20 protein-coding genes, 1 tRNA gene and 1 pseudogene are annotated in these 21,480 nt (G+C 69.1%); 11 read left to right on the forward strand and 11 right to left on the reverse strand.

All coding sequences use genetic code 11. The annotated features are described in order from the left end of the window. The first annotated feature begins 21 nt into the window (after positions 1-21). Positions 22-1,554 carry an ArnT family glycosyltransferase gene (locus HIV01_RS13475; protein WP_200607887.1) on the forward strand — a complete coding sequence of 511 codons (1,533 nt, stop codon included), beginning with the start codon at positions 22-24 and terminating at the stop codon, positions 1,552-1,554. Here the strand turns inward: HIV01_RS13475 and HIV01_RS13480 are convergent. From HIV01_RS13480 to bioB, 7 genes are all read right to left on the reverse strand, one after another. Further along, positions 1,524-2,144, reverse strand: coding sequence for a hypothetical protein (locus tag HIV01_RS13480; RefSeq protein ID WP_200607889.1), 621 nt, complete (start codon positions 2,142-2,144; stop codon positions 1,524-1,526). The two genes, HIV01_RS13475 and HIV01_RS13480, sit on opposite strands and share 31 nt — an antisense overlap. 62 nt (positions 2,145-2,206) lie before the next feature. Next, a complete protein-coding gene (locus tag HIV01_RS13485) occupies positions 2,207-3,199 on the reverse strand; it encodes a multidrug resistance efflux transporter family protein (protein ID WP_245156808.1) in 993 nt (330 codons plus the stop codon). After that, positions 3,196-4,110, reverse strand: coding sequence for a malonyl-ACP O-methyltransferase BioC (gene bioC, locus HIV01_RS13490; protein ID WP_200607891.1), 915 nt, complete (start codon positions 4,108-4,110; stop codon positions 3,196-3,198). The genes HIV01_RS13485 and bioC overlap by 4 nt, the downstream gene beginning before the upstream one ends. Continuing rightward, positions 4,107-4,889 carry a pimeloyl-ACP methyl ester esterase BioH gene (gene bioH, locus HIV01_RS13495; protein WP_200607893.1) on the reverse strand — a complete coding sequence of 261 codons (783 nt, stop codon included), beginning with the start codon at positions 4,887-4,889 and terminating at the stop codon, positions 4,107-4,109. The genes bioC and bioH overlap by 4 nt, the downstream gene beginning before the upstream one ends. 87 nt (positions 4,890-4,976) lie before the next feature. Continuing rightward, complete coding sequence (locus HIV01_RS13500) at positions 4,977-5,384, reverse strand: ACT domain-containing protein (protein WP_200607895.1); 408 nt, start codon at positions 5,382-5,384, stop codon at positions 4,977-4,979. Next, positions 5,381-6,604: an 8-amino-7-oxononanoate synthase gene (gene bioF / locus HIV01_RS13505; RefSeq protein ID WP_200607897.1), complete on the reverse strand. Its 1,224-nt coding sequence runs from the start codon at positions 6,602-6,604 to the stop codon at positions 5,381-5,383. Before bioF ends, HIV01_RS13500 begins: the two co-directional genes overlap by 4 nt. 2 nt (positions 6,605-6,606) lie before the next feature. Next, the gene (bioB, locus tag HIV01_RS13510; RefSeq protein ID WP_200607899.1) at positions 6,607-7,704 is read right to left on the reverse strand and encodes a biotin synthase BioB; all 1,098 of its coding nucleotides are present in this window, start codon (positions 7,702-7,704) and stop codon (positions 6,607-6,609) included. Positions 7,705-7,744: 40 nt separating this feature from the next. Here bioB and HIV01_RS13515 point away from each other — a divergent pair, with 40 nt between their 5' ends. From HIV01_RS13515 to HIV01_RS13525, 3 genes are all read left to right on the forward strand, one after another. After that, the gene (locus tag HIV01_RS13515; protein ID WP_425600284.1) at positions 7,745-8,497 is read left to right on the forward strand and encodes a ComF family protein; all 753 of its coding nucleotides are present in this window, start codon (positions 7,745-7,747) and stop codon (positions 8,495-8,497) included. Between the two features lie 81 nt (positions 8,498-8,578). Beyond that, entirely contained in the window at positions 8,579-10,024 is a 1,446-nt protein-coding gene (locus HIV01_RS13520; RefSeq protein ID WP_200607901.1) for an Hsp70 family protein, read from the forward strand. A gap of 72 nt (positions 10,025-10,096) precedes the next feature. After that, positions 10,097-10,648: an HdeD family acid-resistance protein gene (locus HIV01_RS13525; protein ID WP_200607903.1), complete on the forward strand. Its 552-nt coding sequence runs from the start codon at positions 10,097-10,099 to the stop codon at positions 10,646-10,648. 4 nt (positions 10,649-10,652) lie between these two features. Here the strand turns inward: HIV01_RS13525 and HIV01_RS13530 are convergent, their stop codons facing one another. Further along, on the reverse strand, positions 10,653-11,156 hold the full coding sequence (locus tag HIV01_RS13530; RefSeq protein WP_200607904.1) for a Rid family hydrolase: 504 nt from the start codon (positions 11,154-11,156) through the stop codon (positions 10,653-10,655). 144 nt (positions 11,157-11,300) lie between these two features. Here HIV01_RS13530 and HIV01_RS13535 point away from each other — a divergent pair, with 144 nt between their 5' ends. Next, positions 11,301-11,855: an HdeD family acid-resistance protein gene (locus tag HIV01_RS13535; RefSeq protein WP_200607906.1), complete on the forward strand. Its 555-nt coding sequence runs from the start codon at positions 11,301-11,303 to the stop codon at positions 11,853-11,855. A gap of 4 nt (positions 11,856-11,859) precedes the next feature. On the opposite strand, the gene ubiA is transcribed toward HIV01_RS13535, so the two are convergent. Further along, the gene (ubiA, locus tag HIV01_RS13540) at positions 11,860-12,768 is read right to left on the reverse strand and encodes a 4-hydroxybenzoate octaprenyltransferase (protein WP_200607907.1); all 909 of its coding nucleotides are present in this window, start codon (positions 12,766-12,768) and stop codon (positions 11,860-11,862) included. Positions 12,769-12,958: 190 nt separating this feature from the next. Between ubiA and HIV01_RS13545 the strand changes: the two genes are divergently transcribed. The 5 genes from HIV01_RS13545 to zapE all read left to right on the forward strand — a co-directional run bounded on the left by HIV01_RS13545 (position 12,959) and on the right by zapE (position 17,396). Continuing rightward, positions 12,959-13,035: transfer RNA gene (locus HIV01_RS13545), tRNA-Arg, on the forward strand. Between the two features lie 102 nt (positions 13,036-13,137). Then, positions 13,138-13,653, forward strand: a complete 516-nt coding sequence (locus HIV01_RS13550) for a c-type cytochrome (RefSeq protein WP_200607909.1) — start codon at positions 13,138-13,140, stop codon at positions 13,651-13,653. A gap of 134 nt (positions 13,654-13,787) precedes the next feature. Next, positions 13,788-15,524, forward strand: coding sequence for an ExeM/NucH family extracellular endonuclease (locus HIV01_RS13555; protein ID WP_200607911.1), 1,737 nt, complete (start codon positions 13,788-13,790; stop codon positions 15,522-15,524). Positions 15,525-15,579: 55 nt separating this feature from the next. After that, a complete protein-coding gene (locus HIV01_RS13560) occupies positions 15,580-16,272 on the forward strand; it encodes an alpha/beta hydrolase (RefSeq protein WP_200607913.1) in 693 nt (230 codons plus the stop codon). Further along, positions 16,269-17,396: a cell division protein ZapE gene (gene zapE, locus HIV01_RS13565; protein WP_200607914.1), complete on the forward strand. Its 1,128-nt coding sequence runs from the start codon at positions 16,269-16,271 to the stop codon at positions 17,394-17,396. Before HIV01_RS13560 ends, zapE begins: the two co-directional genes overlap by 4 nt. 33 nt (positions 17,397-17,429) lie before the next feature. Here zapE and HIV01_RS13570 read toward each other — a convergent pair whose 3' ends face one another. Next, positions 17,430-18,779: an APC family permease gene (locus tag HIV01_RS13570; protein WP_207526963.1), complete on the reverse strand. Its 1,350-nt coding sequence runs from the start codon at positions 18,777-18,779 to the stop codon at positions 17,430-17,432. 124 nt (positions 18,780-18,903) lie between these two features. On the opposite strand from HIV01_RS13570, the gene HIV01_RS13575 reads away from it, so the two are divergent. Next, positions 18,904-19,497, forward strand: a complete 594-nt coding sequence (locus HIV01_RS13575; protein WP_200607918.1) for an HAD family hydrolase — start codon at positions 18,904-18,906, stop codon at positions 19,495-19,497. Positions 19,498-19,578: 81 nt separating this feature from the next. On the opposite strand, the pseudogene HIV01_RS13580 reads toward HIV01_RS13575, so the two are convergent. Next, positions 19,579-21,475: pseudogene (locus HIV01_RS13580) on the reverse strand (M61 family metallopeptidase). Positions 21,476-21,480 lie beyond the last annotated feature (5 nt).

Genomic DNA, 21,480 nt, shown 5'->3' on the forward strand with positions numbered 1-21,480 from the left:
CGCCCGATCCATCGAGTCCGCATGCCCCGCGCCCTGCGCTCACCGTCGCTCTGGATCGCCGTGATGGCGATGGTGCTGGCGCTGTGCTTCCTGGGCACGCGCGGGATGTGGGATCCGGACGAGGGCCGCTACAGCAATGTCGCGCTGATCATGCTCGACAGCGGCGACTGGCTCAATCCGCATCGCAACCACGAGGTCGGGCACTGGACCAAGCCGCCGCTGACCTACTGGATGATCGCCTCCAGCATGGCGGTGTTCGGCGCCAACACCTGGGCCGCGCGACTGCCGGCGGCGCTTTCGTACCTGCTGTGCGTGTGGTTGACCTGGCGCATCGCGCGCAGGTTGTCGCCGGGCAGCGAGCCTGCCGCGGCGCTCGCCTATGCCAGCATGTGGTTCACCGTCGGCGCATCGCAGCTGATCACCACCGACTACATCCTGTCGGCGTGCGAAACACTGGCGATGTGGGCCTTCGTCGAGGCGCGCTTCACCCGCACTGCTGAAGCCGGCGAGTCATTGCATCCGCGCCTCTGGATCGCGCTGATGTGGGCCGGATTCGCGCTGGCCTTCATCACCAAGGGGCCAGCCGGACTGGTGCTGTTGCCCGTCGTGCTGCTGTTCGATTTCCTGATGCCGGGGCGGCACCGGGTGCTGCAATGGTCGGGCATCGTGCTGTTCGCGGTGCTCGCCTTGCCGTGGTACCTGGCGGTGTTCCATGGCAACCCGGGGCTGTTCCATTACTTCGTCGGCGACGAGCTGGTGAACCGAATGACCACCGGCGAGTTCGGCCGCCACGCCGAGTGGTATGGCTGGATCGAGATCTACCTGCCAACGCTCGTGGTCGGGACGCTGCCCTGGACGCCGACACTGTGGCGATGGGCACGCGGGTTGCCAGCACTGGCTACACCATGGCGCGGCGATCCGGCACGACGCCAGGCCGACGCGCACTGGCTGCTGCCATGCCTGTGGCTGCTGTTGCCGCTGCTGGTGTTCTGCTTCGCGCGGTCGCGGATGCCGCTGTACCTGTTGCCGCTGTTCGTTCCGATCGCCTTGATCGTGTCGCTGCAATGGCAAAGGGAGAGCCGGCCACTGCCGCGCTGGCCGTGGCTGCTGGCATGGGTGGCGCTGTTGCTGGCGCTGAAACTGGCGCTGGCCTGGTGGCCGACGCACAAGGATGCCAGGGCCTGGGCCGACGCCATCCGCGAACGCTCGCGCGTGCCGGTGGAGGAAGTGGTGTTCGTCGAGGACATGGCGCGCTACGGCCTGCACCTGCACCTGGGGACCGGTACCGAAGTGGAAAAGATCTCGCTGGAGACATTGGAGCAGCCGCGCTTCAACCCGACCTACGACGAGCCGCTCGTGGTCGAACTGGCCGAACACGAGAGCGGCGTGGTCTGGGTGTGCAAGCAGGTCGACTGGCCGGTCGTGCAGGCGCGCATCCATGCGCTCGGATACCGCGCAACGCTACTGGGTACGCCGTACCAGCGCCGCGTGATGTTCGAAGTCCATCGCCAGGACGAAACCGGTCAGCGTGCGGCGCCAGCCACGGCCAGGTAGTCCAGCCCCTGGCTCAGCAGCAGGCGCATCACCGACGCGCGCTCGGTGATCGGACGGGTCTGCAATGCATCGAGCAGCGCGCCGACCGAACGGCATCGTGCCGGATGGTCGCTGCCGTTGAGCCCGGCAAGGAAACCGTCGTTGAGGATCGCGGCGCGGACACCGGCGGCCTTCAATGCCTGCAGTGCCAGCGCGGGGTTGTAGGGTTGCGGCGGGTTCTGCGCGGAGGCGACGAAGAAATCGGCGACGGCGTTGGCGAAGCGCACGCGGCTGGGCTGGCTCAGCTGCGAGGCAATCTCGTTGTAACCGTCGACGGTGCGTTCGGCGTCGGGATCGAACAGCTCGCACATCACACGCGAGTCCTGCGGCGACTGCGCGCCGGCATGGATCGCCTGGAACAGGCCGTCGACGCTGGCATCGGGAGCGCGCAGCAGCATCTGCCGACTGTCGCCAAGCAGTGCTCCGGCATCGATGCCCCATTGCTCCAGCGATCCGCTCTGGGCGGATGCGGGCGGGGCAAATACTGAAACGCCGGCGAGCAGCGACAGGGCCAGCAGCGGACGGAAAGCGAGACGGGTGATGGTCGGCATGGGTGGAAATCTAACCAGCGGCACCTGAACGTGCGCGGGGCTTCGAGAAGCCCCGTGCCGGGCTACGCACCACGGTCGCCGCGCAGCTCCTGCGTCGCGCGCCGGTCGCCGGCCGCCGCGCGCGCGGCGACCAGGCTGAACACGACGATGCCGATCACCACCAGCACCGCACCGCCGAGTGCGCGGCCCTGCGGCCACTGCTCGCCCAGCCACAGCACGCCGATCAGGGTGGCGAACAGGATCTCGGCCGCCTGCATCGCTTCGGCCGCGGCCAGCGCCGTGGGATCGTTGCGGACCATGCCTGTGGCCTGGAAGAACAGGATCGTGGCAATCACGCCGGCGCCCAGGGCGACGCCGCCGGCAAGCCAGACCTGTCCCATCGATGGCAAGCCGGTGCCGGTCCAGGCCAGTACCGCCACCGCCAGCCACATCGGCTGGCTGGCCAGAGTCATGCCGAACACGCGCTGGGTGGCGTTGAGTTCGACGCCGGCCTTCTCCAGATGCAGCAGCAGGCCGCGATTGCCGAGCGGGTAGGCGAAGGCCGATACCGCGACCAGCACCAGTGCGATCCAGCCGTCGCGATCCAGGGCGCCACCGCCGTGACCGAACTGCATCAGCAACACACCGGCCACGACCAGCAGGCCGGTGAGCAGCGCCGGCATCGGGATCCGGGCGCGATCATCGCGATAGAGGAACGGCGCACACAGCATGCCGGCGATCACGGTGAGCTGGAACGTGCCGGCGACCAGCCACGACGGTCCACTCGATGCGGCGAAGCTCAGGCACAGGTAGAACAGGACGAAACCAATGCCGCTCCACAGCAGCCACGGACCCGGATGCGCGCGGATCGCGCGCCACACCGGACCCATGCCGCCCTGCCAGCGCATCACCGGCAGCATCAGCGGCAGCGTGATCAGGTAGCGCAGCGATGCGGTCCAAGCCCAGTGCCCGCCTTCGACCGCGGCGGCGCGGTTGAGCACGTAGGTGCAGGTGAAGAAGAACGCCGACGCCAGGGCAATGGCGACCGCGGCCAGCGCGACACGGCGCATGGTCATGGGCGCTTCCGGATCGGGATGCGGCTCACCGGCACCTGCACTTCGTCGACGCCGCCGACGCGGATCGGCGTGCCCGGTTGCGGGCCCCAGGCGTGTGCGTAGATCACTTCCCAGGTCGCCGGCAGGCGGCCGTCGCGACGCCACGGCTCGTAGGCCTGCGCGGCGCGGGCGAAGCGAGCGCGGCCGGTCAGGCTGCGGCGACGGTCGATGTTGGCGTTGGTAGCACCGAGCGTGCGCAGCTCGCGCATCAGTTCGCCCAAGTCGGCATGGCCGAGCACGAACTCGTCGCGGTCGAGCACCGGATTCTTGAAGCCGGCGGCGATCAGCGCGTCGCCGAACTGCGCGATCGTGGCAAACGCACTCACGTGCGGCACGTTGTCGGCTTCGGCGAAGGCGCCGCGCAGTTCGTGCAGCGTATCGGGACCAAACGTCGACACCAGCAGCAGGCCATCGGGCTTGAGCACGCGGCGGAAACCGGCGAACACCGCCGGCAGGTCCTCGACCCATTGCAGACACAGGTTGGAGAACAGCACATCGACGCTGCCGTCGCGCAGCGGCAGCGCGCGCGCGTCGGCACAGATGGCATCGGGACGCGCGCCACCGAGGAAACGCGGGCGCCAGCCGCCGGAGTTCTGGCGGGTTTCGCGCAGCATCGGCAGGGCCAGGTCGAGCGCGACCACCTGCGCCTTCGGCCAGCGCTTCTGCATGGCGATGCTGGCGTGGCCGGGGCCGCAGCCGATGTCGAGCACCACCTGCGGCGGTGCGCGACCGTGCGCGGGATCGTCGAGGTAGTCCAGCTGCTCCATCAGGCGCGAAGCGACTTCGCGTTGCAGCGCGGCGGCGTTGTCGTAGCCATGGGCAGCGCGGGAGAACGCGCGGCGGACCTGGCGGTGATCGAACAGTTCGGTCATGCCTGCACCTGCGCCACATCCAGCGAGGCCATGAACGCATCGATCTCGTCGGCCACCTGATCGGTCGCGCCCAGGAAGGGCGCATGCCCGGCGTGGGCGATCACCACGCTGCGCGCATCCGGTGCCAATGCCGCCGCAGCGGGCATCGCACCTGCGGGGACCAGGCGGTCGCGGCGCCCGGAGATCCACAGGCTCGGCACCTGCAACCCGGCAAGTTCGGCGCGCAGGTCGAGGCCGTCGAGCAGGGTCAGTCCTTCCTGCAGCGCGCGCTCGGCCGGTTCGCCGCGCTCGAACGCCTGCACCTTGAGGCTGCGCAGTTCCTCCTGCGCATGCGGCGAGCCCAGCGCCTCCAATGCGAGGAAGCCTTCGAGCGTGCCGCGAAAGTCACGACGAAGGGCGTCGCCGAAATCGCCGAACAGTTGCGGCGTGACGCCATGTGGCCAGTCCGTGCCGGCGACGAAGCGCGGCGACGAGGCGATCATGATCAGGCCGCGGACGTGCTCGGGGAAATCCAGCGCGGCGCGCAATGCGAACTGCCCGCCCAGCGACCAGCCCAGCCAGACCGCGTCGGGGACGCGCGCGACCAGTTCGGCGGCCAGCGCTTCGGGCTGCAGCGGCGTGGCGTCGTCGCGCGAATGGCCGTGGCCGGGCAGGTCGACCAGGTGCAGGGTGTAGTGGTCCGCCAGGCGCTCGGCCAGGGGCGCGAACAGGCCGCCGTGCATGGCCCAGCCGTGGATCATTGCCAGCGCGGGACCTTGCCCGCGCGTCTCGATGTACATGTTGTTGCCTTGGAATGCTTGGGAACAACGCCTTGCGGCGTGGGGGATGTTCCGGTGTACGGAGCTAGCCGGAGCGATTATCCGGGTTCATGGCGCCGCCGCCTGTACGGAAAGCGCCGAAAGCACCGCAAGCGCGTCCTCGCGCCGTTCCGTGGGGACCAGCAGGTGGTCGTGGTGGAAGCCCGCCAGCACGTTGCAGGCGATGCCGTGCCGCGCCAGCGCTGCGGCGACCGCGGCGGTCAGGCCGACGGCATCGAGCGCCGAATGCACGCCCAGGCTGAGCCAGGCCGCGCGGAAACCGTAATCGAGCCGCAGCGCATCGGCCTTGGCGCGGGGCAGCACGTAGGTGACGCCCTCGTCTTCGCGAACGCTGGCTTGCGCCAGCGCGGCCAGCCCCGGATCAGACTCGGGTCGGCTGACGAAGACGAACTCGCCTTCGCGCGCGGTCACCTGCAAGCCGGCGAGCAGGCGCGCAAGATCGCGCTGCCCGCTCATCGAACCAGTGCGAGTCCGCGCTCGGGCAGGCCGGTGCGGCCGATGTTGGCGCGGTCGCGGGCGTAGGCAATGGCATCGACCAGGCCGTCGACATCGCCGGCGCCGTGCAGCGCCGACAGGGTCACGCGCAGGCGCGCGCGGCCTTCGGGCACCGTCGGCGGGCGGATTGCGGCGACCCAGTAGCCGGCCTGCTCGAGCGACTGCGCCATCGCCAGCGCGCGGTCGTCGTCGCCGCACATCACCGGCTGGATCGGCGTCTGCGAATCGAGCAGGTCCAGGCCAAGGCGCTGCGAGCGCTCGCGGAAGCGGCCGGTCAGCTCTTCGAGCTTGTTGCGGCGCCAGTGTTCGTTGCGCGCCAGCTTGACCGCCGCCAGCGTTGCCGCGGCCTGGGCCGGTGGCAACGCGGTGGTGTAGATGTAGCTGCGCGCGGTTTCGGCGAGGTGGCCGATCAGGTCGGCATCGCCGACCACGGCCGCGCCGTAGCCGCCCAGGGCCTTGCCCAGCGTGGCCAGCTGCAGCGGCACGTCGTTGGTGCCGAGCTTGGCCGCGGCGACCGTGCCGCGCCCGTCCGGGCCGGCCACGCCGATGCCGTGGGCATCGTCGACATAGAGCAGGGCCTTCTGCACGCGGGCGACCAGGGCCAGCTCGCGCAGCGGGGCGACGTCGCCGTCCATGCTGAAGACGCCGTCGGTGGCGATCATCGCCATGCCTTCGGGCATGCCGCGCAGCTGGCGGATGGCGCCCTCGGCGTCGGCATGCGGGTAACGGCGCAGGCGGCAGCCGGCCAGGCGCGCGGCGTCGATCAGGCTGGCGTGGTTGAGACGGTCCTGGACGCAGACGTCCTCGTCGCCGAGCAGGGCCTGGATCACCGCCAGGTTGGCGAGGTAGCCGCTGCCGAACAGCAGCGCCCGCGGCGCCCCGAGCCAGTCGGCCAGTTCGCGCTCGAGCGCGTCGTGGATGGCGTGGTGGCCGCAGACCAGGTGCGAGGCGACGCCACCGGCGCCCTCGCGCGAGGCCGCGTCCTGCAACGCGCCGACCACGGCGAAGTGCTGCGACAGGCCGAGGTAGTCGTTGCCGCAGAAGTTCAGAAGGGACCGACCGTCGACCACGCAGCGCGCACCATCGCGCTGGGTGACCGTGCGGCGCACGCGGACGCGCGCGCTGGCGACGCGCTGCTCGCGCGCTGCATCGATGCGCTCACGCCACGTCGCCCGGGCCATGGTCAGGCCGCGCAGGTCGGGGTGGCTGAACGGAATGACGACGACGACGGGTCGCCGTCGATTTGTTCGACGATTTCGGCGTGCACGGTTGTCCCCTGTTGAGTGACCTGCATCGGTCGCAGGCCCAGTCGGGCAAACAATGCCATATCCCGCTCCGTGTCGGGATTACCGGTCGTCAGCAATTTCTCACCGTAGAAGATGGAATTTGCCCCGGCCAGGAAGCAAAGGGCCTGCAATTCGTCGCTCATGGCCTCGCGGCCGGCCGACAGGCGGACCATCGAGCGCGGCATCAGGATCCGGGCCACGGCCACGGTACGGACGAATTCAAACGGGTCCAGCTGCTCGGCCCCGGCCAGCGGGGTGCCCTCGACCTGGACCAGGCGGTTGATCGGCACCGAATCCGGGTGGGCCGGCAGGTTGGCCAGGGTCTGCAGCAGGCCGGCGCGCTGCTCGCGCGACTCGCCCATGCCGACGATGCCGCCGCAGCAGGTCTTCATGCCGACGTCGCGGACGTGGGACAGGGTGTCGAGCCGGTCCTGCATCTCGCGGGTGTGGATGATCTGGTTGTAGAACTCCGGCGCCGTGTCGAGGTTGTGGTTGTAGTAGTCCAGGCCGGCCTCGCGCAGCGCCTGCGCCTGCGTGCCCGAGAGCATGCCCAGGGTCGCGCAGGTCTCCAGGCCCATGGCCTTCACTTCCGTGATCATGGCGGCAACCTTCGGGATGTCGCGGTCCTTCGGCGAGCGCCAGGCCGCGCCCATGCAGAAGCGGCTGGCGCCGGCAGCCTTGGCCTGGCGGGCCTTCTCGATCACCGCCTCGGTGCTCATCAGCTTCGTCGCCTCGACCCCGGTGTGGTAGCGGGCGGCCTGCGGGCAGTAGCCGCAGTCCTCGGGGCAGCCGCCGGTCTTGATCGACAGCAGCGTGCTGACCTGGATCTCGGCCGGGTCGAAGGTCTCGCGGTGGACCTGGCCGGCGCGGTGCAGCAGCTCCGGGAACGGCAGGTCGAACAGGGCGCGGACCTCGGCCCGCGACCAGTCATGGCGCAGGGCGCTGGGGTCGAGGGTGGGTGCAGAAGCGGAGGGGGCGGCGCTGACGGCTGACATGGGGCTTTTCCGACGGTTGCAGCGGGACAGGGCCGGCAGTCTGGAAAGGGTGACGGATGCTGTCAACCAAACAGGGGGCGGCACAGTTGACGGCGGTCCGCGAGGCTGGCTGCGGCGCCTCGGCGCGGCCCTGTGGCCGTCTCGCTGCCTGCTTTGCGGCGAGCTTGCCGGCGGTTGCGGACTGGACCTGTGCGACCCCTGCCTTGCCGCCCTGCCCTACAACCGCCAGGCCTGCCACCGCTGCGCCCTGCCCCTGGCGACCGCCATGACCCATTGCGGCGCATGCCTGCGGCAGCAGCCGCCGCAAACCGCGGCACGCGCGGTCTTCGTCTATGCCGCGCCGATCGACCGGCTGCTGCCGCGGGTGAAATTCCACGGCGATCTGGCCAGCGCCCGCCTGCTGGCGACCCTGATGGCGCGCAACCTCGCCGATGCCGAGCGGCCGCAGGCGCTGGTCCCCGTGCCGCTCCACCCCTCGCGCCTGCGCGGCCGTGGCTACGACCAGGCGCTGGAGCTGGCCCGACCGCTGGCGAGGGCGCTGCGGTTGCCGCTGCGCGACGACCTGCTGTTGCGACGGCGCGCCACCGCGGCGCAGTCGACACTGGATGTCGATGGTCGCCGTCGCAATCTGCGTTATGCCTTCGCGATCCGTGCCGATACGGCGCTGCCGGCGCATGTCGCCGTGATCGACGACGTGATGACCACCGGCGCCACGGCGCGCGCCGCGACCCTGGCGTTGAGGCGAGCAGGCGTGGCGCGCGTCGACGTGTGGGTGTGCGCGCGGGTGCTCTGACACGCAGGGTTCGTCAGCGCGGCGCGTACCCGTCAAAATGGCGAGTCACGAATGGCAGTGCATTACCGGTAGGGCAGCGCGATGCGGATTGGAATCGACTTTGGGACCAGCTATTCGGCCGCGGGCGCCGTGGTCGATGGCCAACTGCAACTGATCCGTTTCGGAGACGAGAGGCAGTTCCGCACGACGGTGTTCTTCCCGCTGCGAATGCCCGATGTCACGCAGTTCGAGCTGACGCCGGAACTGGAAGACCAGGTGCGGGCGCTCGTCGCCGGCGCGAAGCGCGACCAGAGCCAGGAACAGGCGCGCGTGCAGCGCCTGCGCGAGGAAGCCATGCGGCGGCCGGCGCATCTTCGCGACGAGGCGCTCGCGCTGGTGCCGACGGCGCGCAAGCAAACCGACCATGAAATGCACCGTGCCGCGGTCGTGGCCGTGCGCCGGCAATGGGCGGCCAACGAGATCCGCAAGGCGATGGAAGCCGGCGCCGACGTGCAGAACGCGCTGTACGGCGACGAAGCCGTCAAGGCGTACATGGCCAGCGGCACCGGCCATCTCGTCGTCTCGCCCAAGTCGATGCTCGGCTACAAGCTCGAAGGCAATGCGCGCGAGGCACTGTTGCGGATCGCCACGCAGCTGCTGCGCCATATCCGCACCACCGCATCGGCGCAGCTTGGCACCGATGTGCGCGCGGCCGTGATGGGCCGGCCGGTGCGCTTTCGCAGCAGCATGAAGGAAGCCGGCGGCGTGCAGGCGCTGGAAATCCTCACCGATGCCGCCTACGCGGCCGGATTCGATTCGGTCGAATTCCTCGAGGAACCGGCGGCGGCGGCGTACGGGTATCACCGTGCCGTGGCGACGCCGCGCCGGACGCTGATCCTCGACATCGGCGGCGGCACGACCGACATCGCCCTGGCCCATGTCGGCGGCACGGCAGCTGCGCCGGTCATCGACGGCTCGTGGGGCGATCCGGTCGGCGGCACCGACGTCGACATCGAGCTGAGCATGCGCGGCGTCATGGCGCTGTTCGGCAAGGGCGTGACGCCGACGGCCGTGCATCGCTACTACGAGGCCTCCACCGTTCACGACCTGGAGCGGCAGAACCGGTTCCAGCACGCGTCGTTCAAGCATGTGCAGGCGCCTTACGGCGAGCGCCTGGAGCAGCTCAAGCATCCCGGCCACACCGTGCGCCTCAACCGCGCCGTCGAGCAGGCCAAGATTCGCCTGAGCGACGAGGACCGGGTCGCGTTCGATCTCGACTACATCGAGGACGGACTGCAGGTGCACCTGGACAAGGAGCGGCTGCGCGATGCTGCCAGCCCGTTCCTGCGCCATCTGGGTGATCTGATGCGTCGGGCGAAGACGGAGCTGCCCTACGAACCGGAAGTCGTCTACCTCACCGGCGGCATGTCGCGCTCGCCTTACGTGCCGCTGGCGGCGAAAGAAGTCTTCCCCGGCGCGGAGATCGTCAGCGGCGATGCGTCGCTGGGGGTCGTGACAGGCCTGGCGCACGCGGCTGCGGCAAGTTGAGAAACCGGCCGACTTGACCTGACTGCGCGCGCGCCGTATCCCTGCTGCGACTCTCACCGACAGGAGCGGGCGATGGGCAGGATGGCGGAGGATTCGGTGGCGCGCAGCGGCTGGGTGTTCGTGCTGTACGGCGTCATCGCGCTGGCGTTCGGCGTGGCGATGCTGAGCTGGCCGCAGCGGACCGTGCAGGTGATGGTGATGGCCTTCGGCCTGCTCGCCCTGATCGATGGCGCGGTCAGCCTGCTCAGCGTGTTCCGCAAGGACATCGCGCTGCCGAACTGGTTGCTGCTGGCCTATGCGGTGGCCTCGATAGGCCTGGGCGCGCTCGCCCTGTACCAACCGATGTGGCTGGCCGAGGCGATGCTGTGGCTGCTGGCGCTGTGGCTGATCGTGGCCGGCGTGGCACGACTGGTGTTCGCCTCGATGCTGCGCAAGCTGGTCAGCGGCGAATGGCTGCTTGCCCTGAGTGGCGCCCTCGCGATCGCGCTGGGCGTGCTGTTCCTCGCCAAGCCCGACATCGGCCTTGCCACGATCGCGCTGTGGGTGGCGATCGGTGCGCTGCTCTATGGCGCGTTCCAGCTGCTGATCGGCTGGCGCCTGCTGCGGCGCCAGACGACCTACTGAACGGTCACTGCTTCTTCGGCTTGGCGATGTCGGCCTTGGGCCGTGCGCCCGAGCCGATGATCGCCTCGGCGCGGATCTCCATCGGCGCGCCCTTGGAGAACAGCGCCGTGGTGCCGACCGCCGTCCACGCCGGGTAGTGGTCCTTGAAGAATTCGCGGTGCACCTTCAGCACCGGCTCGACCACGCGGCGGAACTCCTCGTGGTCGCGCGCGACGTGGAAGCTCTGCAGTTCGACCACGTCGGCCATGGTCGCGCCGACCGTCGCCAGGTGCGCCTGCATCTGCTGGAACGCCCAGCGGACCTTGGCCTCGTCGGTATCACCGACCGCGGCCGGAATGCCGGAAATGATCACGCGATCGCCAATGCGCACGACCGGACTGTAGTGGATGTCGTGGTACGAGTCTTCCCAGCCGGACGGGGCGAGGTGTTCGCGCGTCGGCTCTTGCTGGGCATGGCCGGACTCGATGGCGGCACAGATCAGGAACAACGACAGGCACAGGCGACGCATGGGCAGGCTCCGGCACTGGGGTGAACAAGCCGATTCCAGCGCGATTCCGGCGCCGGCGCCAGTCACGAAAGTGCATTTGGGCTTCACGTCCCCCAGACCGGCCTGAGTCCACCCTGCCGGCCACGACGCACACGGAGATCGGCGATGAGCAGCACGGGACTGTTGGCGAGCCTGGGACGCAGCTGGTGGGTGCTGGTGGTGTACGGCGTGATCGCGGTGCTGTTCGGCATCAGCGCGTTCGTCTGGCCGGGAAGCACCGCCGTCGCGATTGCCTGGGCCTTCGGCGTGATGGCGCTGGCCGAAGGCGTGATCAGCGCGATCGCGCTGTTCCGCAAGGATGTCACCGTGTCCAAGGGTTGGCTGGCGCTGTACGCGATCGCCTCGATCGTTTTCGGCCTCATGGCGGTGATGCATCCGCTCGCCGTAGCCGGGATCCTGCTGCTGCTCCTGGCGGTGTGGCTGGTGGTCGCCGGCATCTGGCGCATCGTTCTGGCGATCCGCGTGCGCAAGGAGATCGAAGGCGAATGGCTGATCGCGCTCAGCGGCGTGCTGGCGATCGCGCTGGGCGTGATGTTCTTCGTCCACCCGGCCGCCGGGCTGGTGACCGTGGCGTTGTGGATAGGCGTTGTCGCGCTGGTCTACGGCGTGCTGCAGATCATCGCCGGCTTCCGCCTGCGCAAGCTGGTCAAGGCGTTCTAGGCGCTCAAGCCGCCGGAGTTCGCAGCGCGAAATCGGCCGCGATGCCGAAGAACACCGTCAGCCCGACCCAATGGTTGTGCAGGAAGGCGCGGAAGCAGGCCTTGCGATCGCGCGTGCGGGCAATGACGAACTCGTACACGACCAGCGCCGCGGCAACCGCCACGCCGGCCCAGTAGTACGAGCCCATGCCGGCGCGCTGGCCGACCAGCACCAGCGCGCTGAAGAACAGCGCATACAGCACGCCCTGCGCGACCAGGTCGAGCTCGCCGAACAGGATCGCGGTGGACTTGCTGCCCATGCGGATGTCGTCTTCGCGGTCGACCATGGCGTACCAGGTGTCGTAGGCGGTCGCCCAGACGATGTTGGCCGCGTAGAGCAGCCAGGCCAGCGCCGGCACTTCGCCGCGCACCGCGGCGAAGGCCATCGGGATGCCCCAGCCGAAGGCGAGGCCGAGGTAGACCTGCGGCAGGTAGGTGTAACGCTTGAGGTAGGGGTAGCTCGCCGCCAGCAGCACGCCAACGAAGCTCATCCAGACGGTCAGGCGGTTGAGGGTGAGCACCAGGGCGAAAGCCGCCAGCATCAGCACAGCGAACAGGACCAGCGCCTCGCGGCCGCGCACCGCGCCGGTCGCCAGCGGGCGTTCCTTGGTGCGTTCCACGTGCGGGTCCAGCCAGCGGTCGGCGTAGTCGTTGATTACGCAGCCGGCCGAGCGGGTCAGCCAGACGCCGGCGCTGAACACGAACAGGGTCCACAGCGGCGGCATGCCCTCGGCGGCCAGCCACAGGCCCCACCAGGTCGGCCACAGCAGCAGCAGCCAGCCGATCGGGCGGTCGCCGCGGACCAGCTGCCAGTACAGCGACAGGCGCGCCTTCCACGGGGCGACGGCGGGGGTTTCGAAGCGTTCGTAACTCATAGTCCAGCGACAGATTCTGACCGATGCAGGGTCGGTTGTTGGTTGATTGGCGCCCGGATGGCGCGAAATGCGGCTCCCGGCGGGCCGCGGCAGCCCGTAGCCGGGCATTTGCAGCTAGAATGCCAGCCCCGCGCGGAGCGACTGTGATCGGATTCATCCGGTCAGGCCATTCGCGCAGGATCTTAGCCAGGCGCCCGTAGCTCAGCCGGATAGAGTAGTGGCTTCCGAAGCCATTGGTCGGGGGTTCGAATCCCTCCGGGCGCGCCACTTCCGTGTCATGCCATGTTGGTGGCACGGGGGCGGGCTTTATACTGGCCACTATTCGTCGAAGCTAAGCGCACCCACGGGGTGCGTGCCATAGGTGGGTTTGTGCGCAATTACGACCTTGAGTTCCTTAAGAAATTCTCGATGGTGATCGGCTTCCTGATGCTGGTCACCGTGGGCCTGATGGTCGCTGCGATGTACGTGCACGACCAGCTGCCGCCTGAAATCAACCCGGACGTGGCCAAGCGCACCGCCGAGCGCATCGCGCCGGTCGGCGCGGTCTACGCCGGCACCACCGGTGCCGCGGCCCAGGCCGCCGCTTCGGCCGCTGCCGCTGCCGCTGCCGCCTCGCAGGTCGCCTACGGCGGCACCACCGACGGCTCGGTGATCTTCAACAACCTGTGCACCGGCTGCCACACCTCCGGTGCCGGCGGCGCGCCGACCCTGGACAAGGCCCACTGGGCCGAGCGCCTGCCCAAGGGCAAGGACACCCTGCACAAGCACGCCATCGAAGGCTTCACCGGCACTGCCGGCGTGATGCCGGCCAAGGGCGGCAACCCGGCCCTGACCGACGAGCAGGTCATCGCCACGGTCGACTGGATGCTGAGCAACCTGAAGTAAGTCCACCGCGACTGCTTCGCGCGACGCCGCCTTCGGGCGGCGTTGTCGTTTCCGGGGAACGCTCCGGCGAGCGGCGACAAGCGGTTGTCGCCTGCGCTCGTGATAATGCGCGACCGCCCTCAGCCAGACGCGCCATGACCCGTCCCCGCCCGACCGCTTTCGTCCTGCTGCTGGCGCCGTGCCTGCTGGCCGGCTGCGGCACCCTGCCCGGTGCCGGCACCGACGCCGTTGCCCCAGACACTATTGCTGTGGGCCACGTGCAGGGGAACGGCGCACAAAGCCCGCTTCTGGGGCAAACGGTGACGATCGAGGGTGTCGTCAGCCAGCGCGCCGGCAGCGCCGGTGGCTGGTTCGTGCAGGACACGGGCGATGGCGACGAGGCAACCTCGGACGCGATCCTCGTGGCCGATTCGCAGACCGCGGCGCCGATCCAGCCTGGCGACCGTGTCCGCGTGCGCGGCGTGGTGGTCGAGCAGGCCATCGGACGCGCCAGCCGCACCGCCCTGGAGCAGACGCAGATTCAAAAGCTCGGTCGCGGCACGCTGAAGGCCTTCGCGGTCGCCGATGCCCTGCCGGACTGGGAACGCCTGGAGGGCATGACGCTGCGGGTCGATGCGCCGCTCCTGCTGGCCGACAGTGGTGACCTGGGCAAGCACGGCCGCGTCCTGGCCAGCGTCGGCGAGCGCTTGTGGCAGTCCACCGAACGCGCCGAGCCTGGCAGCGATGCACAGCGCGCCGTCGTTGCCGACAACGCGCGACGCCAGCTTTGGCTCGAGGCGAACGACGGCACGGCGGCATGGCCCGACGGACTGGCGCAGGCGCGCAACGGCAGCCGCCTCGACGGCGTGAGCGGCGTGCTCGACCAGGCACAGTCCGGCTATCGGTTGCAGCTCGACGCGATGCCGACACTGCATGCGGCGGCGCGCCCGCAACCGCCGCAGGTGCCGGGCGACTTTCGCATTGCCGCGCTCAACCTGGAAAACCTGTTCAACGGCGATGGCCACGGCGGCGGTTTTCCGACCCCGCGCGGCGCGCGCACGTCGGCCGAACTGACCGCACAGCTGGCCAAGCACGTCGCCACCATCAACGGCTTGGATGCCGACATCGTCGCGCTGATGGAACTGGAGAACGACGGCTACGGTCGCGACTCGAGCATCGCCACCCTGGTCGACGCGCTCAACGCCCAGGGCGGCACGTGGCGCTTCGTCGATGCCGGACAGGGCCCGGGCGACAACGCGATCCGGGTCGGCCTGATCTACCGCAGCGACCGCGTCCGCACGCAGGGACGTCCGGCAACGATGGAGGGCGGCCCGTTCGGACCGCACAGCCGCGCGCCGATGGCGCAGGCGTTCGTGCCGCTGAAGGACGGTCGCGTCGATGGCTCGACGTTCGTCGTCGTTCCCAATCACTTCAAGTCGAAGGGATGCAGCGGTGCCGAAGGGGCCGATCGCGACCAGGGCGATGGCGCTGCATGCTGGAATGCGACGCGCACGCTGTCGGCGCGTGTGCTCGCCAGCTTCTTGCTCGCCAACCCAACCGGCTACGGCCGCGCCCTGACATTGCTCGTGGGCGACTTCAACGCGTATGCGCGCGAATCGCCGCTGCGGACCCTCGAAGACGATGGCTGGCGCGATGCGTTTGCCGTCGCCGGTGTCGCCTCACCCTACAGCTATGTCTATGACGGCCAACTGGGCCGGCTCGATCACGCCCTGCTCAGCCCGGCCCTCGCGCAACGCCTGCGCGGCGCGGCCGAGTGGCACAGCAATGCCGACGAACCCGACAGTGCCGGCTATCGAGCAGGCGGTGCCGGTCCGTGGCGCAGTTCCGACCACGATCCGCTGCTGCTCGGCTTCGACCTGCGCGGTCGATAGCCCGCCACCGGGGCGGATTACGGAGACTGAACCCGCCGCCCCGTATCATTGCCGCATGAACAGTCCTGCGTTCCCCACCGCCGCCGCCACGACGCTGCTGCTGGAAGGTCCGGTCGGCGTGCTCGAAGCCACCGTCGAAGCCGCCGAGGCGCCTGCGCGACGGGTCGTCGCCATCGTCTGCCACCCGCTGCCGACCGACGGCGGCACCATGCACAACAAGGTCGTGACGATGACCGCGCGCGCGCTGCGCGAGTCGGGCGTGGCGACGGTGCGTTTCAACTTCCGCGGCGTCGGCGCCTCCACCGGCAACTTCGACCACGGCAACGGCGAAGCCGATGACCTGCGCTCGGTCGCTGCGTGGGTGCGCGAACAACGTCCGGACGCGCAACTGTGGCTGGCCGGTTTCAGCTTCGGCTCCTACATCACGATCAAGTGCGCGGCCGAACTCAAGCCGGGCATGCTGATCTCGATCGCCCCGCCGGCCGCCGGTCGCAGCTGGGACTTCAGCACGCTGGTGCCGCCGGAGTGCCCGTGGCTGGTGATCCAGGGCGAGTCGGACGAGATCGTCGACCCGCAGGCGGTCTACGCCTGGATCGACAGCCTCAAGCAGCTGCGGCAACCGCCGGAGCTGGTGAAGATGCCCGACACCAGCCACTTCTTCCATCGTCGCCTGATCGACCTGCGCGGCGTGATCAAGCACGGCGTGAAGCCCTACCTGCCACCGGAACAGGCACCGCAGGACGCATGAGCACCGAGGCATTGGTCGCGCCCGCGACGCCGTCCGCGCTGTACGCCGCCGGTGTCGCCCGCGGCGACTGGAACGACGATCCCGCCCAGCACGCGGCGTTGCGTGAACTCGACCGCGTCCATGCCGCGCTGCTGGTGCCGCGCAAGCGCGGGCTGCTCGATGGCCTGCTCGGACGCAAGCCGGAGGCGGCGAAGGGTCTGTACCTGTGGGGCGGCGTCGGGCGTGGCAAGACGTTCCTGATCGACATGTTCTACGACTCGCTGCCGGCGCAGGACAACAGCGACGATCCGATCGGCAAGCGCCGCACGCACTTCCATCGCTTCATGCGCGAGGTCCATGCGCAGTTGCGCGCGCATGCCGGCGAGAGCGATCCGCTGGCGGCGATCGCGCGCAAGTGGGGGCAGGAGCTGCGCGTGCTGGTGCTGGACGAATTCTTCGTCAACGACATCGGCGACGCGATGCTGCTCGGCCGCCTGCTCGAGCGCCTGTTCGCCGAGGGCGTGGCGCTGGTCACCACGTCCAACACCGAACCGCGCAACCTCTACAAGGACGGTCTGCAGCGCGCCAGCTTCGTGCCCGCGATCGCCCAGCTGGAACGTCATTGCCGCGTGCTCCATCTCGACAGCGCCCACGATTACCGCCTGCGCGCACTGACCCGCTCGCCGGTGTACCGCGCGCCGCTAGACGCGGCGTCCGACACCTGGCTGGGCGAACGCTGGCACGAGCTCACCGCGACGTGCCCGCGCGAGGAAGGCCCGCTGGTCATCGACGGCCGCGAGATCCCGGTGCGCGCACTGGCCGAAGGCCACGCCTGGTTCGATTTCGCCGCGCTGTGCGAAGGCCCGCGCGCGGCCAGCGACTACATCGAGATCGCCACCGAGTGCCACACGGTGCTGGTGGGTTCCATACCTCTGTTCGACGGCAGCAACGACGACCCGGCGCGACGCTTCGTCCACCTGATCGACGAGCTCTACGACCGCCACGTCAACCTGGTCTGCACCGCGGCGGTGGTTCCGACCGCGCTGTACGCCGGCAACAAGCTCGCCCACGCATTCGAACGCACCGCCTCGCGGCTGATCGAGATGCAGTCGGCCGAGTACCTGGCGTTGGAACATCGCGGTTGAGAGCGCCGAGGCTGACGCCTCGGAGCACAAGCCTCAGATCGCCGACTTGCGCGCACCGCGGCCGCGCATCGCCGCGAGCACGGCATAGACCATCACCAGCGCCGTCAGCGACAGAGCGATGGCCAACCATTCGTTCTCGCTGAGCGTGGCCAGGATCGCGGCCATCGTCAGCACCGCCAGGGCGGGCACCAGCGGGCCACCGGCCAGCACCAGCGGCTCGCCCTGACCGCGCAGATCGATCTGCTGCGCCCGCCAGGCCGCTACCGCCACCGCGGCGAACACCAGGCAGATCGCCCCACCGGAAATCAGCGCCAGCGTCTCGAAGCTGCCAGCCACGGCCAGCACGATGGCGACACCGGCATGGGCGAACAGGCCCAGCATCGGCACGCGATGGCGCAAGTCGACCAGGCCGAACGGCCGCGGCAGGAAGCCGTCGCGACCGAGCGCGAACAGCAGCCGCGACGACGAGAACAGGTTGCCCATCAGGAAGCCGAGCATCGACACGCAGGCGGTGACCAGCAGCAGGGTACGGCCGGGGTTCCACAGCGCGTGGGCTGCGTCGGCGATGGGCGCGTCGCTGCCGGGCAGGTCGGCGCCGAGCACGCCCTCGCACACGGCCTGGATGCCGATGTAGAGCAGGACCACGATCACGATCGCGCTCATGGTCGCCCGCGGCACGTGCTTGGCCGGGTCGCGCACTTCGCCCGACGGCACCAGCGCGGTTTCCATGCCGGCATAGGCGAACACCACCAGCACCAGCGAGGAACCCAGCGCCGGCCACGAAGGCACGGCGGTCCAGTCGAAGCTCACGTGCTGCCAGTCGATGAAGAACAGGCCGAGGGAGGCGAGCAGGAACAGGGGCGTCAGCTTCAACGCCGCCAGCACCACGATCATGCGCGCGCCGAGCTTGACGCCGAACGCATTGAGCGCGAACAGCGCGCTGTACACCGCGGCGATCAGCAGCGCGCGCGGCGAAGCGTGCGAGAACTGCGGAAACGCCTGCGCGACCTGGCTGCTCAGCGCCGCGGCGACGCCGGCGCTGGAGGCGACATTGCAGATCCACATCAGCGCGCCGGTAAGGAAGCCCGCGAACGGACCGAAGCACGCAGTGACATAGGTGTAGGGCCCACCGGTCGCCGAAGCGCGACTGCCGACGGCGGCGAAGCACAGCGCGATCGGGATGATCGCCACCGCACCGGCGACGAAGGCCAGCGGCGCGACCTTGCCCATCCGCGCGGCCAGCAGCGCCGGCAGCATGAAGATGCCGGCGCCGACGATGATGTTGATGATCGAAGCGCCCAGCTGGAAGGATCCGAGCGAGCGCACCAACGCGGCCTCGCCCCTTTGCGACGTCTCGGGGGCGGTGCTGGCGGTTTCCGTCATTGGGCTTGCATCGGTCCGGGCTTGCGGGGGAGGGTCGCACACAGGCACCGGGCATGTCTAAGCTTGCGCTGCCCCCACACCGCTCCCTCCCCTCGCGGGAGGGAGACTCAAGGACGATTCCCCCGTGAACCTTGCCCTGTTCGATTTCGACGGCACCATCACCACCCGCGAGATGTTCGCCGACTTCATGGGCCACGCCGTCGCGCCCAGGCGACTGGCCATCGGCAGGATCGTGCTGGCGCCGATGCTGGTCGGCTACAAGCTCGGCATGGTCAGCGCCAACCGCGTGCGCTCGCGCGTGGTCGATTACGGATTCCGCGGCGCCGACCTGGCCCACGTCCAGGCGGCGGGCGAGCGCTTCGCGCGCGAAGTACTGCCGGCGGTGCTGCGGCCGAAGGCTCTGGAACGCATCGCCTGGCACAAGGCGCAGGGCGACAAGATCGTGGTCGTCTCCGGCGCATTCGACCTGTACCTGTCGCACTGGTGCGCGCAGCACGGCCTGGAGCTTCTGTGCTCATCGCTGGAATCCAGCGATGGCGTGATGACCGGGCGCTACGACGGCGAGCAGTGCGCGGGCGAGGAGAAGGCGCGGCGCGTGCGCGAGCGTTATGACCTTGCTGGCTTCCCGGTCATCTATGCCTACGGTGACACGCATGAAGACCTGGATCTGCTGGAACTCGCAGATCGCAGGTATTACCGGTGGCGCGAAGTCGCGTGATCGGCCGGAACAAGGTCCTTGGATCCCCGCCTTTGCGGGCAATCCCCGGCCCGGCGGACGACGCCAACCGGAAGTCAGGAGTTACTTCGGCGCAAGGATCTTCGACAGCCGATCCTGCGTGCCGGCGATGCGCTCCAGGTGCGGGTACTTCAGACCGTCGCGGTAATCCAGGCGCACCGTCCGCACCACCTCGCCGTGCTTGACCACCAGCTCGATCGGCTTTGAACCATCGCGGTTGGCCTTGATCGCGTCCTTGAGGCGATCGTTCTCGAACGCATAGCCGTTGACCGCGAGCAGCGTGGCACCGGGCGCGATGCCGGCGTCGAACGCCGGACCGTCCCAGCGCACGCCGCTCACCGTCGCATCCTTGTTCGACACCGACATGCCCAGCGACGCACTGAAGTCCGCGGACTTGCGATCGCCCTCGATACCCTTGTGGTACTCGCTCGGCGTATCGGTATAGACCAGCTTCCAGCCACTGGAGGCCAGGCCATCCAGCGGCGCCGCATTGGCATCCACACGCTCGCGCAGGAACGACGCCCAATCGTAGGCAGCCACACCGTTGAGCGTGCGCGCGACCTCGTCGAAGTCATACGTGTTGACGTCCCAGTCGCCATCCTTGACGCCGAAGAACGCCTTGGCGAAGTCATCGAGCGAGCGCTTGCCGCCACTGAGATCGCGCAGCTTGCTGTCGACCGCCAGCCAGATCAGCTGCCCCGCGCTGTAGTAATCCTCGCTCATCTGCCAGCTGCGGTACGCCTGCGGCTTGCGCGAATTGATGATTGGATCGAGCGTGGTGTCCTGCACGTTGCGCCAGGCGAAACCGGGGCGATCGGTGCTGTAGGTGGACGCGACCAGTGCCAGCGCATCACGCGCCTGCTCCGCGCTCCACAGGCCCGAGCGCGCCGCCAGCACATAACCCCAGTACTGCGTCTGGCCCTCGTACACCCACAGCAGCGTGTCGCTCATCGGCACGTTGAAGTTGGGCGTGGTCAGGTCGGCCGGACGCCGGTACTTGCCGTTCCAGGAATGGGTGAACTCATGCGGCAGCAGGTCGCGATCGGCCGCGTTCTTGCCCCACTCGGTGAAGTACTCCGGGCCGACGCCATTCTCGCTGGAGCGCTGGTGCTCCAGGCCGTTGCCGCCCATCTGGTCCGACAGCGAGAACAGGAAATCGTAGTGATCGTAATGGCGCGCGCCATACAGCTTGTAAGCCTGGTCGACGAGCTTGCGATGCGCCTCGATCTGCTCCGGCTTGGCCTCCAGGTACTTCGGATCATCGGCGACGATGTTCAGGCGCACCGGCACCTTCGCACCCGGATCGAGATCGACCTGCTTGAAGTAGCGGCCGGCGTAGACCGGCGAATCGAGCAGCGTGTCGAACGGCACCGGCTTGTAGCGCAGCGTGTCGCCTTCCTTCGAGGCCACCTCCAGCGCCGTGCCGGCCTGCCAGCCGCCGGGCAGCTTCAGTGCCGGCGCGATCTGGATCTGCCGCGCGTAGTGACCGGCCGGGTACAGCGCGACCCTGGTTCCACTGCAGGTTGAGCATGTCCTGGGTCATGGTGATGCGACCCTGCTCGCCGGCGGTCGGCGTGAGCACATCGAAGCTGACCTCAAGCGTGCTGACGCCCTCGGGCACGACCAGCTTGAAGGCGTAGACATCGAGCGGATCGCGACGCCAGGCGATCGGCTGGCCATTGCCGCTGAACTTCAGGCCGGCGACGCGATTGACCGGGCCGCTCGGCGAATGGTTGCCCGGGATCCATTGCGGGTACAGCAGCGTCAGCGGACCGGGCTGCACCGGGATCTGCTGGCTGGCGCGGAACACGCGATGGCTCAGGTCGGTGGCATCGATGGTCAGCGACAGCGTGCCGGGATAGGCCACGTCCTGCGGTGGCGCGGTCTGCGCCTTGGGTGACGGGTGCGGCGAGCAGCAAGGAAACCAGCAGCGGCAGCGCGCGCAGGCGCGGCGCAGCAGACGAA

Source organism: Lysobacter arenosi, assembly GCF_016613475.2.
GTDB classification, from domain to species: domain Bacteria; phylum Pseudomonadota; class Gammaproteobacteria; order Xanthomonadales; family Xanthomonadaceae; genus Lysobacter_J; species Lysobacter_J arenosi.

Excerpts from the sequence above, each read along its gene's own strand:
- HIV01_RS13480 (WP_200607889.1), bottom strand. The coding sequence starts at position 2,144 with ATGCCGACCATCACCCGTCTCGCTTTCCGTCCGCTGCTGGCCCTGTCG.
- HIV01_RS13520 (WP_200607901.1), top strand. The coding sequence starts at position 8,579 with ATGCGGATTGGAATCGACTTTGGGACCAGCTATTCGGCCGCGGGCGCC.
- bioF (WP_200607897.1), bottom strand. The coding sequence starts at position 6,604 with ATGGCCCGGGCGACGTGGCGTGAGCGCATCGATGCAGCGCGCGAGCAG.
- HIV01_RS13570 (WP_207526963.1), bottom strand. The coding sequence starts at position 18,779 with ATGACGGAAACCGCCAGCACCGCCCCCGAGACGTCGCAAAGGGGCGAG.
- bioH (WP_200607893.1), bottom strand. The coding sequence starts at position 4,889 with ATGTACATCGAGACGCGCGGGCAAGGTCCCGCGCTGGCAATGATCCAC.
- HIV01_RS13500 (WP_200607895.1), bottom strand. The coding sequence starts at position 5,384 with ATGAGCGGGCAGCGCGATCTTGCGCGCCTGCTCGCCGGCTTGCAGGTG.
- bioC (WP_200607891.1), bottom strand. The coding sequence starts at position 4,110 with ATGACCGAACTGTTCGATCACCGCCAGGTCCGCCGCGCGTTCTCCCGC.
- HIV01_RS13475 (WP_200607887.1), top strand. The coding sequence starts at position 22 with ATGCCCCGCGCCCTGCGCTCACCGTCGCTCTGGATCGCCGTGATGGCG.
- HIV01_RS13525 (WP_200607903.1), top strand. The coding sequence starts at position 10,097 with ATGGGCAGGATGGCGGAGGATTCGGTGGCGCGCAGCGGCTGGGTGTTC.
- zapE (WP_200607914.1), top strand. The coding sequence starts at position 16,269 with ATGAGCACCGAGGCATTGGTCGCGCCCGCGACGCCGTCCGCGCTGTAC.
- bioB (WP_200607899.1), bottom strand. The coding sequence starts at position 7,704 with ATGTCAGCCGTCAGCGCCGCCCCCTCCGCTTCTGCACCCACCCTCGAC.
- ubiA (WP_200607907.1), bottom strand. The coding sequence starts at position 12,768 with ATGAGTTACGAACGCTTCGAAACCCCCGCCGTCGCCCCGTGGAAGGCG.
- HIV01_RS13530 (WP_200607904.1), bottom strand. The coding sequence starts at position 11,156 with ATGCGTCGCCTGTGCCTGTCGTTGTTCCTGATCTGTGCCGCCATCGAG.
- HIV01_RS13535 (WP_200607906.1), top strand. The coding sequence starts at position 11,301 with ATGAGCAGCACGGGACTGTTGGCGAGCCTGGGACGCAGCTGGTGGGTG.
- HIV01_RS13555 (WP_200607911.1), top strand. The coding sequence starts at position 13,788 with ATGACCCGTCCCCGCCCGACCGCTTTCGTCCTGCTGCTGGCGCCGTGC.
- HIV01_RS13485 (WP_245156808.1), bottom strand. The coding sequence starts at position 3,199 with ATGACCATGCGCCGTGTCGCGCTGGCCGCGGTCGCCATTGCCCTGGCG.
- HIV01_RS13560 (WP_200607913.1), top strand. The coding sequence starts at position 15,580 with ATGAACAGTCCTGCGTTCCCCACCGCCGCCGCCACGACGCTGCTGCTG.